This is a genomic window from Streptomyces roseifaciens (assembly GCF_001445655.1).
In the GTDB taxonomy this organism is placed as follows: Bacteria; Actinomycetota; Actinomycetes; order Streptomycetales; family Streptomycetaceae; genus Streptomyces; species Streptomyces aureoversilis.
In genome coordinates this window covers 517,186-532,651 of the sequence record NZ_LNBE01000002.1, presented here as the reverse complement: position 1 = coordinate 532,651, position 15,466 = coordinate 517,186, and the positions used below count along the sequence as shown (strand labels likewise).

At 76.2% G+C, this 15,466-nt stretch carries 1 protein-coding gene; it reads right to left on the bottom strand.

What is annotated here, in order from left to right; translation table 11 throughout:
* Positions 1-12: 12 nt before the first annotated feature.
* A complete protein-coding gene (locus AS857_RS03950; RefSeq protein WP_420823914.1) occupies positions 13-15,429 on the bottom strand; it encodes an SDR family NAD(P)-dependent oxidoreductase in 15,417 nt (5,138 codons plus the stop codon).
* Positions 15,430-15,466 lie beyond the last annotated feature (37 nt).

Genomic DNA, 15,466 nt, shown 5'->3' with positions numbered 1-15,466 from the left:
TCCCACTCCTTGTCACAGGGCGTCGTCGTCCCCGGCCGTACCTTCGAGAGCCAGGCTGATCAGGCTCTCCGCGTCCATGGCGTCGATCGACGCGCCGCTCTCGCCCTCCTGGTCCGCGCCGGGCCGCGGGCGGACCCCGGCCAGCTCCAGCAGGCCGTCGAGCAGACCCGCGTCACGCAGTGCGGCCAGGGGCAGCCCCGCGAGGGCACGGCGGACAGCCGCTTCCTCGGCCCCGTCGGCCCCCTCGGCACCTGCGGCGGACCGCTCTGCCGGGGCCAGTTCGGCGGCCAAGTGGTCGGCCAGCACCTGCGGGCTCGGGTAGTCGAAGATCAGCGTGGCCGGGAGCCGCAGTCCGGTCCTCTCGTTGAGGCCGTTGCGGAACTCGACCGCGGTCAGCGAGTCGAAGCCCAGCTCGCCGAACGCGCGGTCCGGTTCGATCGCGGTGATCCCCAGCACTGCTGCGGCCTGTTCGCCGACCACCTCCAGGAGCAGCGGGGTGCGCTCCTCCGCGGGCAGCCCCGCCAGCCGGTTGCGGAGTGCGGCGGACGCCGTCGACGCGGCCCGGACGACGGTCCGGGGCGAGCGGACGAGGCCGCGCAGCAGCGGCGGGATCCGGCCGGAGCGGGCCATGGCGGCCGTGTCGAGCCGGGCGGGCATCAGCACGGTCTCCTCGTGGCCGGACGCCGCGTCGAACAGGGCCAGGCCCTCGTCCTCGCCGAGGCCGGCCACGCCCGCCTGGGCGAGGCGCCGGGTGTCGGCGTCGCCGAGGCGGTCGGCCATGCCCCCGCCGCCGGACCACGCGCCCCAGGCCAGGGAGGTGGCCGGCAGGCCGGCCGCCCTGCGGTGCACGGCCAGGGCGTCGAGGAAGGAGTTGGCCGCGGCGTAGCTCGCCTGTCCGGGGCTGCCGAGCAGGCCGGCGGCCGAGGAGAAGAGGACGAACGCCGACAGCGGCTGATCCTTGGTGAGCTCGTGGAGGTGCCAGGCAGCGTCCGCCTTGGGGCGGAGCACGGTGTCGATGCGCTCCGGCGTCAGGGAGTCGATCACGCCGTCGTCGAGGACGCCGGCGGCGTGCACGACGCCGGTCACCGGGTGCTCGGCCAGGAGCCGTTCCAGGGCGTCCCTGTCGGCGGCGTCGCAGGCGGCGACGGTGACGTCGGCGCCCAGCGCGGTGAGTTCGGCGCGGAGCTCTGCCGCCCCGGGGGCGTCCGGGCCGCGCCTGCTGGTCAGCAGCAGCTTCGGCACGCGGTGTTCGGTGACCAGGTGGCGTGCCACGAGGCGGCCGAGGGCGCCGGTTCCGCCGGTGACGAGCACGGTCCCGTGCCAGTCGGCGGACTGCGCTGCGGACTGCGCGGCGCGGGTGAGCCGCGGTGCGCTGAGGACGCCCGAGCGCAGGGCGAGCTGGGGTTCGCCGGTCGCGACGGCTGCGGGCAGCAGCCGGTACGCGTCGGGTCCGGCGTGCGCGTCGAGGTCGATCAGGACGATGCGGCCGGGGTGTTCGGACTGTGCGGACCGCAGCAGGCCCCAGGCCGCGGCTCCGGCCAGGTCGGTGACGTCCTCGCCGTCGGTGCTGACGGCCCCGCCGGTCACGACGGCCAGGGTCGAGGCCTCGAACCGCGGGTCGGCGAGCCAGGATCGGAGCCGGCCGAGCAGGGCGGCCGTGCCGGAGCGGACGGCCTGCGGGCCGTCGCCGCCGGTGTGCGGCAGGACGAGCACGTCGGCCGGGGCGGGCAGGTGTGCCGCGGCCTCGTCGAGGTCCGCGACGGCGTGGACGGCCGCGACCTCCCCTTCGAGGGCGCCGGCGATCCCCTGCCCGTCGTCGAGCACGGCCCAGCGGCCGGTGCCGGAGGCCACCTCGTCGCCGGGCGCCTTGATCCACTCCACGGCGAACAGCGTGTCGCTCCTGCCCGCGGCGGCGGAGGCGAGGCGGTCGGCGGAGACCTCGCGCAGCGTCAGCGACTGCACGGAGAGCACGGGTACGCCCAGCCCGTCGGTTGCCTCGATCCGTACGGAGTCGGGGCCGTCGCCGGTGATCCGTACGCGCAGGGCGGTCGCTCCCACGGCGTGCAGCTCGACGCCGGTCCAGGCGAACGGCAGGGTCATGCGCTCGGCGGCGCCCTCCCGCAGCCCGATCGCGTGCAGTGCGGCGTCGAACAGTGCCGGGTGGAGGGCGAACGCGTCGGTCTCCACGGGCAGTTCGATCTCCGCGAAGACCTCGCCGCCGCGCCGCCAGGCGGCGCGCAGGCCCTGGAACCGCGGCCCGTAGACGGCGCCGAGCGCGGCCAGCCGCTCGTACACGCCGTCCAGGCCGAGCGGTTCGGCGGCGGGCGGCCAGGCCTCCGGCGCGGCCGCGGCCGGGGCGGCCCCGGCCTTCAGGAGGCCGGTGGCGTGCGTGGTCCACGGGTCGCCCGCGGCGGCTGCGGAGTGGACCCGGAAGGTCCGGGCTCCGGAGGCGTCCGGTTCGCTCACGGTGCACTGCAGGCGCACGCTGCCGTTCCCGGGCAGGACGAGGGGTTCGGCGATGGTCAGCTCCTCGACCGTGCCGCATCCGGCGCGGGCCCCGGCGGCGAGTGCCATCTCCACGAACGCCGTGCCGGGGAGCAGCACCGTGCCGCCGACGGCGTGGTCGGCGAGCCACGGGTGGCTCTGCAGGGAGAGGCTGCCGGTGAACAGCAGCCCGTCGGTACCGGCCAGTTCCACGGCGGTGCCGAGCAGCGGGTGGTCCGTGGCGGCGCGGAGGCCGGGGGCGTCGCTCGCCATCCAGTAGCGGCGGCGCTGGAAGGCGTACGTGGGCAGGTCGACGCCGCGCCCGTCCGGCAGCAGCCGCGCCCAGTCCACCGTGCCGCCGTGGGCGTGGAGCGCGCCGAGTGCGGCGGCGACCGCGGACGGCTCGTCCCTGTCCTTGCGCAGCAGGGGGATCAGGGCGGCGTCGCCGGTCAGGCACTCGGCGGCCAGCGCGGTCAGCACCCCGCCGGGGCCGATCTCGGCGAAGCGCCGCGCTCCCTCGTCCTCGAGGGCGCGCACGGCGTCGGCGAAGCGCACCGCCGAGCGGGCGTGGCGCACCCAGTACTCGGGCGAGCACAGCTCTTCCGCCGTGGCCCGGGCGCCGGTGAGGGCGGAGACGAACGGGATGCGGGGCGGGTGGAAGGCAATGCCCTCGGCGATCTCGCGGAAGGCGTCGAGCATCGGTTCCATGAGGGGCGAGTGGAAGGCGTGGCTCACGGCGAGTTCCCGGGTCCGCTCGAAGCGGCCGGCGATCGCGCGGACCTCCTCCGCCGGGCCCGAGAGCACGACGGAGTCCGGGCCGTTGACGGCCGCGATGCTCACGTCGCCGGTCAGCAGGGGCGTGACCGCGTCCTCGGCGGCCTTGACGGCGATCATGGTGCCGCCGGCGGGCAGGGCCTGCATGAGCCTGCCCCGGGCGGCGACCAGGGCCGCCGCGTCGGCCAGGGACCAGACGCCCGCGACGTGGGCGGCGGCGAACTCGCCGACGGAGTGGCCGGCCAGCAGGTCCGGCCGGACACCCCAGGACTCCAGCAGCCGGAACAGGGCGACCTCGACGGCGAACAGGGCGGGCTGGGTGTACTCGGTCCGCTCCAGCGGTTCCGCGGAGGACAGGACGTCGCGCAGGGGCCGGTCCAGCAGCGGGTCGAGGTGCCCGCAGACCTCGTCGAGGGCGCGGTCGAAGGCCGGGAAGGCCGCGGCCAGTTCCAGGCCCATGCCGGCGAGCTGCGAGCCCTGGCCGGAGAAGAGGAAGGCGAGCCTGCCGTCCGTCGCCGTGCCGGTGACCACGGACGGCGAGGCGGTTCCGGCGGCCAGCGCGCGCAGGCCGCGCAGGAGTTCCTCGCGGTCGCCGCCGGTGACGGCCGCGCGGTGGGTGAGCGCGGTCCGGGCGCCGGCGAGCGCGCCGGCGACCCGGTGCGGGTCGAGGTCGTCCCGGTCCTCCAGGTGGGACAGCAGCCGTCCGGCCTGGGCGCGCAGGGCGTCCTGGTCGTGGCCGGACAGCAGCCACGGTACGGCCGGGAGCGGCGCGGTCTGCGGCTCCTGCGCGGGCTCCGCGTCCGCCGGGGCGGCTTCGAGGACCACGTGCGCGTTGGTGCCGCTGATCCCGAAGGAGGAGATGCCGGCGCGGCGCGGGCGTCCGTACTCCGGCCACTCCTGCGCCTCGGTGAGGAGCCGGACGGTGCCGTCCGACCAGTCGACGTGCCGGGACGGCTCGTCGACGTGCAGGGTCCTGGGCAGCACCTCGTTGCGGAGGGCCTGCACCATCTTGATCACGCCGGCGACGCCGGCCGCGGCCTGGGTGTGCCCGATGTTCGACTTGACCGAGCCCAGCCACAGCGGCCGGTCGCCGGTGTGCTCCTTGCCGTAGGTGGCGATCAGGGCCTGGGCCTCGATGGGGTCGCCGAGCGTGGTGCCGGTGCCGTGCGCCTCGACGACGTCGACGTCGGCGCCGGAGACGCCCGCGGCGGCCAGGGCCCGGCGGATGACGCGCTGCTGGGCGGGGCCGTTGGGGGCGGTGATGCCGTTGGAGGCGCCGTCCTGGTTGACCGCGGTGCCGCGGACGACCGCGAGGACCCGGTGCCCGTTGCGGCGGGCGTCGGAGAGCCGTTCGAGGAGGAGGACGCCCGCGCCCTCGCCGAAGCCCGTGCCGTTGGCGGCGTCGGCGAAGGGGCGGCAGCGGCCGTCGCGCGACAGGCCGCGCTGGCGGCTGAACTCGACGAAGGTCCCGGGGGTCGCCATCACCGTGACGCCGCCGGCCAGGGCGAGCGTGCACTCGCCCCGGCGGAGGGACTGCACCGCGAGGTGCAGGGCGACGAGCGACGAGGAGCAGGCGGTGTCCACCGAGAGGGTCGGCCCCTCCAGGCCGAGCGTGTAGGCGACGCGGCCCGAGACGACGCTGCCGGAGCCGAAGCTGCCGAAGTAGTCGTGGTACATGACGCCGGCGAACACGCCGGTCTGGCTCCCGCGCAGCCCGGCCGGGTCGATGGCGGCCCGTTCGAGCGCCTCCCACGACGTCTCCAGCAGCAGCCGCTGCTGGGGGTCGGTGACGAGCGCCTCTTCGGGGTCCATGCCGAAGAAGGCGGCGTCGAAGTCGCCCGCGTCGTGCAGGAACCCGCCGTGCCGGGCGTAGCTGGTGCCCTCGCGGTCGAGGGTCGGGTCGTAGAGCGCCTCCAGGTCCCAGCCGCGGTCGGCGGGGAACTCGCCGATGGCGTCGGTCTCCCCGGCGATCAGCCGCCACAGGTCCTCGGGCGAGTTCACCCCGCCGGGGTAGCGGCAGCTCATCCCGATGATCGCGACGGGTTCGTCGTCGGCCGCCGCGGGGGCGGTCTGCTCGGGTGCCGCGTCGAGTCCGCCGACGAGCTCGGCGAGCAGGTGACGGGCGAGGCCGGCGGGGCTGGGGTGGTCGAAGACCACGGTCGCGGGCAGCCGCAGACCGGTGGCCGCGCTCAGCCCGTTGCGCAGCTCGACGGCGGCCAGCGAGTCGAAGCCCAGCTCGCGGAAGGCCTTGTCGCGCTCGACGGCGTCGCCCGACCGGTGGCCGAGCACGGCGGCGACGTGCGTGCGCACGAGGTCGACCAGGACCGGCTCGCGCTCGGCGTCCGGCAGGCCGGCGAGGCGGGCGCGCAGGGAGTCGGTGCCCGTGGCCGGGCCGCCGGACGCCGCCTGCCGGCGGCCGCGCACCAGGCCGCGGAAGAGCGGTGCCAGACCGTCGCCCTGGGCGCGCAGGGCCGCGAGGTCCAGCTTGACGGGGAGCACGGCCGGGGCCTGCGCCCGCAGCGCCGCGTCGAAGAGGGCGAGGCCCTCGTCGTTCTCCAGGGCGGCCACGCCGCCCCGGGAGATGCGGGAGCGGTCGGTGTCGTCGAGGGTGCCGGTCATGCCGCCGGACTGCGCCCACAGGCCCCACGCCATGGACTGCGCGGGGAGGCCGAGGCCGCGGCGGTGCGCGGCCAGCGCGTCGAGGAAGGCGTTGGCGGCCGCGTAGTTGGCCTGGCCGGGCGAGCCGAGGGTGGCGGCGGCCGAGGAGAACAGGACGAACGCCTGCAGGTCCAGCCCGGCGGTGAGTTCGTGCAGGTGCCAGGCGGCGTCCACCTTGGGGCGGAGCACCGTGTCGAGGTGTTCCGGGGTGAGCGAGGAGAGCACGCCGTCGGCGAGCACGCCGGCCGCGTGCACCACGGCGGTCAGCGGCTGCTCCGCCGGGATCCCGGCGAGCACCCCGGCGAGGCTGTCGCGGTCGGCGACGTCGCAGGCGGCCGTGGTGATCTCCGCGCCGAGCTCGGTGAGCCCGGCGACGAGACCGGCGTCCGCGCCGCGGCGGCTGAGCAGCAGCAGGTGCCGCGCGCCCCACCCGGTCACCAGGTGCCGGGCGATCAGGCCGCCCAGGGCGCCGGTCGCGCCGGTCACCAGGACGGTGCCGCCGCGCAGGTCCACCGCAGGGGCGTCGTCCGCCGCTTCGGCACGGGCGAGCCGGGGGACGTGGACGGCGCCGTCTCGGAGGGCCACGTGCGGCTCCCCCGCGGCGAGCGCGGCGGCCAGCGCGTCGTCGTCGGGGACGTCCGTTCCGTCGGTCTCGACGAGCACGATCCGGCCGGGGTTCTCCGTCCGGGCCGAGCGCGTCAGGCCGGCGGCCGCGGCCCCGGCGAGGTCGGGACCGGTGACGACGACCAGGGGCGCGTCCCCGGCGAGGCCGTCGCGCAGCCGGTCGAGGAGGGCGGCGACGCCCGCCCGTACCTCCTCGGCGCTCGTCCCGGCCGCGGCGCGCAGCACCTCGTGGTCCCGGACGGGTTCGGCGGTCGTGGCCGGTGCGGGGATCCAGTCGACGCGGTAGAGCGACCCGGCGCGGGCCGACCTGGCGGCCGCGGCGAGCTGTTCGGCGGGGATCGGGCGCAGGGCGAGGGAGCCGACGGTCGCCACGGGTGCACCGGTGGCGTCGGCGAGCGTCAGGGAGACCGTCCCCTCGGCTCCTGCGGGCCGTACGCGGACGCGCAGGTCCGTCGCCCCGGTCGCGTGCAGCTGCACGTCGGACCAGGCGAACGGCAGGAGGGCGTCGTCACCGGCGACGGAGGTGAGGCCGACGGCGTGCAGGGCGGCGTCCGACAGGGCCGGGTGGAGGCCGAATCCGTCGACCTGCTCCCCCAGGCTCACCTCCGCGTACACGTCCTGGCCCAGGCGCCAGGCGGTGCGCAGGCCCCGGAAGGCGGCCCCGTAGGCCAGGCCCGCCTCGGCGAGCTGCTCGTAGACCCCGTCGAGGGCGACCGGTTCGGCGCCGGCGGGCGGCCACACGGCCAGTTCGGGCTCGGCGGGGGTGCCCGCCGGGGCCAGCAGCCCGTCGGCGTGGCGGGTCCACGGCAGCTCGTCCTCGGCGCTCTCGGCACGGGAGTAGACGGTCACCGGCCGCACCGATCCGTCCCCGGCCTCACCGACGACCACCTGCAGTTGCACGGCGCCGTGCTCCTGCAGCACCAGGGGTGCCTGCAGCGTGAGCTCGGCGACCCGCCCGCAGCCGACCTGGTCGCCGGCGCGCACGGCCAGTTCGAGGTAGCCGGTGCCGGGGAACAGCAGCTCCCCGCCGACCACGTGGTCGGCCAGCCACGGGTGGGTGCCCACCGACAGGCGGCCGGTGAGGACCACGCCGTCGGAGTCGGCGCGCGTCATCGCCGCGCTCAGCAGGGGGTGGTCCGTCGGGGCGAGGCCTGCCGAGGTGACGTCGGCGCCGCCGGCCGCGCTGTCCAGCCAGAACCGCTCGTGCTCGAACGCGTACGTCGGCAGGTCCACGCGGCGCGGCCGCACGCCGTCGAACAGGGCCTTCCAGTCGACCGGCACGCCGTGGGCGTGGGCCTCTGCGAGGGCGGCGGTGAACCGTTCCAGGCCGCCCTCGTCGCGGCGCAGCGAGCCGATGGCGGTCACGCCGTCGTCGGTCTCCTGGATGCCGAGGGTGAGGACGGGGTGCGGGCTGGACTCGACGAAGAGCCCGTGGCCCTTGCCGACGGCCGCCCGCGTGGCCTGCTCGAAGAGCACGGTCTGCCGCAGGTTGGTGTACCAGTACCCGGCGTCCAGCCCGGTGGTGTCGAGGAGCCCGCCGGTGACCGTGGAGTAGAAGGGCACGTCGGACGGGCGCGGCCGCACGCCGGCCAGGTCGGCGAGCAACCGGTCGCGGATGGTCTCGACCTGCGCGGAGTGCGAGGCGTAGTCGACCGGCAGCCGCTTGACCCGGGTCCCCTCGTCCTTGAGCTGTGCCTGCAGGAGGTCCAGGGCCCCGGTCTCGCCGGACACCACCACCGATCCGGAGCCGTTGACGGCCGCGACGGACAGCCGCCCGTCCCACGCGGTCAGCCGCCGGGCGACCTCGTCGGCGGGCAGGGCGACGGACATCATGCCGCCGCCTCCGGAGAGGTCCTCGGCGATCGCCTTGCTGCGCAGGGTGACGATGCGGGCGCCGTCCTCCAGGGACAGGGCGCCGGCGGCGCAGGCCGCGGCGATCTCGCCCTGGGAGTGGCCGATCACGGCCGCGGGGCGCACCCCGTACGCGCTCCAGGTCTTCGCGAGCGAGACCATGACCGCCCACAGCAGCGGCTGGACGACGTCCACGCGGTCCAGCGGGCCGTGCAGCTCGGCCGTGAAGTCCCAGTCGACGAAGGGCGCGCAGGCGGCGGCGCAGTCGTTCATGGCGGCGGCGAACACCGGGGATTCGTCGATGAGTCCGGTGGCCATGCCCTGCCACTGCGAGCCCTGGCCGGGGAAGACGAACACGGGCCGGGCGCCGCCGGCGGCGATCCCCTCGACCAGGCCCGGCGCGGTGGCGCCTTCGGCCAGGGCGGCGAGGGAGTCGCGCAGGGCGGCGGGGTCCGTGCCGGTGACCGCCGCCCGGTGGGCGAAGTGGGCGCGGGTGGTGGCGAGGGAGAAGCCGATGTCGGAGGGGTCGAGGTCCGGGTGGGCGTCCAGGTGGGCCAGCAGCCGCCCGGCCTGGGCGGGCAGGGCCGCCCGGGTCTTCGCGGACAGCAGCCACGGTACGGAGGGGGCGGCTGCGGGCCGCTGCTCCGGTGCGGGCCCGGCCGGGGCTTCCTCGATGATGGTGTGGGCGTTGGTGCCGCTGATGCCGAACGAGGAGATGCCCGCCCGGCGCGGACGCCCGTCCGCCTCCGGCCACGGGCGCGCCTGCGTCAGCAGTTCCACGCTGCCCGCCGTCCAGTCCACCTGGTCCGACGGCTCGTCGACGTGCAGGGTCCTGGGGAGCACCCCGTGGCGCATGGCCTGCACCATCTTGATGACCCCGGCGACACCGGCGGCGGCCTGTGTGTGGCCGATGTTGGACTTCAGCGAGCCGAGCCACAGCGGCCGGTCCTCGGCGCGGTCCTGGCCGTACGTGGCGAGCAGGGCCTGGGCCTCGATCGGGTCGCCGAGCGTGGTGCCCGTGCCGTGCGCCTCCACCACGTCGACGTCGGCGGTGGCCAGGCCGGCGTTCTCCAGCGCCTGGCGGATGACGCGCTGCTGGGACGGGCCGTTGGGCGCCGTCAGGCCGTTGGACGCGCCGTCCTGGTTGACGGCGCTCCCCCGGACGACGGCCAGGACGCGGTGGCCGTTGCGGCGGGCGTCGGAGAGCCGCTCCACGACGAGGATGCCGACGCCCTCGCCCCAGACGGTGCCGCCCGCGGAGGTGGCGAAGGCCCGGCAGGTGGCGTCGGCGGCGAGCGCTCCCTGGCGGCTGAACTCCACGAAGGTGTCGGGCGTGGCCATCACGGCGACGCCGCCCACCAGGGCGAGCGAGGACTCGCCCTGACGCAGGGACTGCACGGCGAGGTGGAGGGCGACCAAGGAGGACGAGCACGCAGTGTCGATCGACAGCGTCGGCCCCTCAAGACCGAGCGTGTACGCCACCCGCCCCGACACGATGCTCCCGGAGCCGAAGCTCCCGAAGTAGTCGTGGTACATCACCCCCGCGAACACACCGGTCCGGCTCCCCTTCAGCGAGCCCGGATCGATGCCCGCACTCTCCAGCGCCTCCCACGAACCCTCCAGCAACAACCGCTGCTGAGGATCCATCAACAACGCCTCACGCGGACTGATCCCGAAGAACCCCGCATCGAACTCACCCGCATCGTGCAGGAAACCGCCCCTCCGTACGTAGGTGGTGTCCGGGCGCTCGCCCGTGGGGTCGTAGATGCGGTCGGTGTCCCAGCCGCGGTCGACGGGGAAGTCGCTGATGGCGTCGGTCTCGTCGGCGACCAGCTGCCACAGCCCGTCCGGGGAGGTCACCCCGCCGGGGTAGCGGCAGGCCATGCCGACGATGGCGATGGGTTCGTCGGTGCGGACGGCCGCAGTGGCCCGGACGGCCTTGCGGGGCCCGGTGCGCTCGCCCGCGGCCTGCTCGGCGAGGTGGGCGGCGAGCGCCTGGGACGAGGGGTAGTCGAAGACGAGCGTCGAGGGAAGGCGCTGCCCGGTCTCGGCGGAGAGGGCGTTGCGCAGTTCGATCGCGGCGAGCGAGTCGAAGCCGAGGTCCTGGAAGGCCCGTTCGGGGTCGACGGCCTCCGGGCTGCTGTGCCCGAGGACGGCGGCGACCTGGGTGCGCACGAGCTGCAGCAGCGCGTCCAGGCGCTCGGTCTCCCCGAGTCCGTCGAGCCGCTCGGCGAGGGAGAGGCCCGCGCCCTCGGTGACGGCGGCCTCGCGGCGCACCGTGCGTCCGGCGAGGGACCGGAAGACGGGGGCGAGCGCGGTGCCCTGGGCGCGCAGCGCCGGCAGGCTGAGCCGTACGGGCGCGACGGCCGCGTGCCCCGTGCGGCGGGCGAGGTCGAAGAGGGCCACGCCGTCCTGCTCGGAGAGTTCGGCCATGCCGCCGCGGGAGATCCTGGCCCGGTCGGCGCCGTCCAGGCCGCTGGTCATGCCGCCGGTGGGCGCCCACGGGCCCCAGGCGAGCGAGAGGGCGGGCAGGCCCCGGGCGTGCCGGTGGGCCGCGAGGCCGTCGAGGAAGGCGTTGGCGGCGGCGTAGTTGCCCTGTCCCGGGGCGCCGACGACGCCGGCGACGGAGGAGAAGAGGACGAAGGCCCGCAGGTCCGCCCCGGCGGTGAGCTCGTGCAGGTTGAGCGCGCCGTCGGCCTTGGGGCGCAGTACGGCGTCGAGGCGCTCGGGGGTCAGCGAGGCGACCACGCCGTCGTCGAGGACGCCCGCGGCGTGGACGACGGCGGTGAGCGGGTGGGCGGCGGGTATGTCCGCCAGGGTCGCGGCGAGGGCGGTGCGGTCGGCCACGTCGCAGGCGGCGACGGTGGCGTGGGCGCCGAGGGCGGCGAGTTCGGCGACGAGGTCCCCGGCGCCACCGCTCCTGCTGAGCAGCAGGAGCCTGCGGGCGCCGAGGGCGGTCACCAGGTGCCGGGCGAGGACGGGGCCGAGGCCGCCGGTCGCGCCGGTCAGGAGCACGGTGCCGTCGGGGTCGAGCCCGGGCGCGGCGTCGAGGGCGGGCGGGGCGGCGGTCAGCCTGGCCGCGTAGGCCGCTCCGTCCCGTACGGCGACCTGGGGCTCGTTCGTGGCGAGCGCGAGCTGTACGGACGCGGCGGTGTCGGCGGCCGCGTCGAGGTCGAGCAGGACGAAGCGGCCGGGGTTCTCCGACTGCGCGGACCGGACGAGCCCCCAGACGGCGGCGCCGGCCAGGTCCGGCACGTCCTCGCCGGTGACGGAGACGGCTCCGCGGGTGACGACGACGAGGGTGCGGGGGTCGTCGTCCTGGAGCGCCTCCAGGGCCGTGCGGGTGGCTGCGCGGACGGCGTCGGCGCCGGTACCGGCGGTGCTCTCCAGGAGCCGGTGTCCGGTGTCGGCGGCGGGGGCGGCCTGCTCGGGCAGGGGGTTCCAGCCCAGGCGGAACAGGGCGTCCGCGTGGGGGTCCTGGGCCTGTTTCAGGTTCGTCAGCGGCCGCGAGGCGAGGGTGGTCACCGTCGCGACGGGCGCGCCGGTCGCGTCGGCGAGGTCGACGGCGAAGGCGTGGGCGCCGGCGGGGGTGAGCCGCACCCGGAGCACGGACGCGCCGACGGCGTGCAGGGAGACGCCGGCGAACATGAAGGGCAGGCGTGCGGTCTCGTCGTCGGAGCCGTCGCCGATGAGGGCGAGGGCGTGCAGGGCGGCGTCGAAGGCCGCGGGGTGCAGGCCGAAGCGGCTCGCGTCGGCGGCGGGCCGCTCGGGCAGCCGCACCTCGGCGAACACCTCGCCGTCGCGCTGCCAGGCGGCCTGCAGGCCCTGGAAGACCGGGCCGTAGTGCAGGCCGGAGGCGGCGTGCCGCTCGTAGAGGCCGGTGGTGTCCAGTTCCTCGGCGCCGGCCGGGGGCCAGGCGGTGAGGGGCTCCCCGGGGGCCACCGGGGCGGTGCCGAGCAGGCCGGTGGCGTGGCGGGTCCACGGCTGTTCGGCGGGGGCGTTCTCGGGGCGGGAGTAGATGCTCACGGTCCGGCTGCCGGCGGGGCCGGGGGCCCCGGCGGTCACCTGCACGCGGACGCCGTCGCGCTCGGGCAGGACCAGCGGGACTTCGAGGGTCAGCTCCTCCAGGTGGCCGCAGCCGACCTGGTCGCCCGCCCGGACGGCCAGTTCGACCATGCCGGTGCCGGGCAGGACCACGGCCTCCCCGACGACGTGGTCGGCGAGCCAGGGGTGCGTGCGGACCGAGATGCGGCCGGTGAAGACGGCGCCGCCCTCGTCCGCGAGCATGGTGGTGGCGCCGAGCAGCGGGTGCTCGGCCGGGTCCAGGCCCGCGGAGGTGACGTCGCCGGCGGAGGCCGGGACGTCGGCCCAGAAGCGTTCGCGCCGGAAAGCGGTGGTGGGCAGCTCGACGCGCCGCGCGCCCTCGAAGAGCGCCGCCCAGTCCGGGGAGTGGCCGCCGATGTGCAGCTGCGCGACCGCCGTCAGCAGGGTCTCCGGCTCCGGGCGCCCGCGCCGGGTGGCGGAGGCGAGGACGGCGTCCGCGGACTTCCCCTCGCCGAGGCAGTCGCGCGCCATGGCGGTGAGGACCGCGTCCGGGCCCAGCTCCAGGAAGCGGGTGACGCCCGCCTCTTCGAGGGCGCGGACGCCGTCGTGGAAGCGGACGGCTTCGCGGACGTGCCGGACCCAGTACTCCGGCGAGGTCAGTTCGTCCGTGGCGAGGCGGCCGGTCACGTTCGACACGACGGGCACGGCGGCCCTGGCGTACGAGACGCTCCCGGCGACCGCGCGGAACTCCGCCAGCATCGGCTCCATCAGCGGGGAGTGGAAGGCGTGGGAGACCGGGAGCCGCTTGGTCTTCTCGAAGCGGGCGGCCAGCTCCGTGACGGCGTCCTCGTCACCGGAGACGACCACGGCCTCCGGGCCGTTGACGGCGGCGATGCCCACGCGCCCGGACAGCAGCGGGGTCACCTCGGCCTCGCCCGCCCGCACGGCGACCATCGCGCCGCCCGCGGGCAGGGCCTGCATCAGCCGGCCGCGGGCCGCGACGAGGGCGCAGGCGTCCGGGAGGGTGAGGACGCCCGCGACGTGGGCGGCGGCCAGCTCGCCGATCGAGTGGCCGGCCAGGAAGTCCGGCCGCAGCCCCCAGGACTCGACGAGCCGGAACAGGGCGACCTCGACCGCGAAGAGGGCGGCCTGGGTGCGGGCCGTCCGGTTCAGGGGTCCGGGGTCGGTGCCGAAGACGGTCTCGCGCAGCCCGGCGTCGAAGTGGCCGCACACCTCGTCGAAGGCGCGGGCGAAGACGGGGAACTCCTCGTACAGCTCCTTGCCCATGCCCGGGCGCTGGGCGCCCTGGCCGGTGAAGAGGAAGGCGGTCAGCCCCTTGGCGGTGCGGCCCCGGAGGGCGCCCGCGGACTCCTCGGCGAGCGCGGTCAGGCCGCCGAGGAGCTCGTCGCGGGTGCGGCCGAGGACGACGGCCCGGTGCGGGTACGCGGTCCTGGTCGTCGCCAGGGAGAAGCCGACGTCCATGGGGTCCAGCGGGCCGGCGACGGCCGCGAGGCGGGCCGCCTGGTCGCGCAGCGCCGCGGCGGTCCGGCCGGAGACGATCCAGGGCACGATGCCGGGCGCTGTGACGGGCGCGGCCTCCGTCGCCTCCGCCGTCGCCTCCTCGGCCGGCGCCTGCTCGATGATGGTGTGGGCGTTGGTGCCGCTCGCGCCGAAGGAGGAGATGCCGGCGCGGCGCGGGCGCCCGTCGGCCTCCGGCCACTGCCGCGTCCCGGTGAGCAGCCGGACGTCGCCCGCCGACCAGTCGACCTGGGCCGACGGCTCGTCCACGTGCAGGGTGCGCGGGAGCACGCCGTGCCGCATCGCCATGACCATCTTGATCACGCCGGCGACGCCGGCCGCGGCCTGGGTGTGCCCGATGTTCGACTTGACCGAGCCCAGCCACAGCGGCCGTCCGGCGGGGCGGCCCTGGCCGTACGTCGCCAGGAGCGCCTGGGCCTCGATGGGGTCGCCCAGGGTGGTGCCCGTGCCGTGCGCCTCGACGGCGTCCACGTCGGACGCGGACAGCCGTGCGTTCGCCAGCGCCTGGCGGATGACGCGCTGCTGGGACGGGCCGTTGGGCGCCGTCAGGCCGTTGGAGGCGCCGTCCTGGTTGACGGCCGAGCCCCGGACGAGGGCCAGCACGCGGTGGCCGTTGCGGGAGGCGTCGGAGAGCCGCTCCAGGAGCAGCATGCCGGCGCCCTCGCCCCAGCCGGTGCCGTCGGCGCCGTCCGCGAAGGACTTGCACCGGCCGTCGGGGGCCAGGCCCCGCTGCCGGCTGAAGGCGACGAAGGAGCCGGGGGTGGACATGACGGTCGCGCCGCCGGCCAGGGCCAGCGAGCACTCCTTCTGCCGCAGGGCCTGCACGGCCAGGTGCAGGGCGACCAGGGCGGAGGAGCAGGCGGTGTCGATGGTGACCGACGGTCCCTCGATGCCGAGGGTGTAGGAGATGCGGCCGGAGATCACCGCGGCGAGGCTGCCGGTGCCCAGGGCCGCCTCGGTGTCCTGCGGCAGCTTCGCGAGCAGGTCGCGGTAGTCCTGGCCGTTGGTGCCGGCGAACACGCCGACCTGGGCGCCGCGCACCGAGTCCGGTGCGATGCCCGCCCGCTCCAGCGCCTCCCACGAGACCTCCAGCAGCAGGCGCTGCTGGGGGTCCATGGCGATGGCCTCGCGGGGCGAGATGCCGAAGAAGTCGGGTTCGAAGTCGCCCGCGTCGTGCAGGAAGCCGCCCCGGCGCACATAGCTCTTGCCGGCGGCGTCGGGGTCCGGGTCGTAGAGGGAGTCGACGTCCCAGCCGCGGTCCTCAGGGAAGTCGGTGATGGCGTCGGTGCCGTCGTGGACGAGCTGCCAGAGCTCCTCCGGCGTGCTGACGCCGCCGGGGAAGCGGCAGCTCATCCCGACGATGGCGACCGGTTCTTCGTCACCGCTCTCCACGTCCCGCAGCCGCTGCCGTGTCTGGTGCAGATCCGCGGTGACCCTCTTGAGGTAGTCGAGCAGCTTGTCATCGTTGGTCATCGGGTGTCGCCACTTCTGT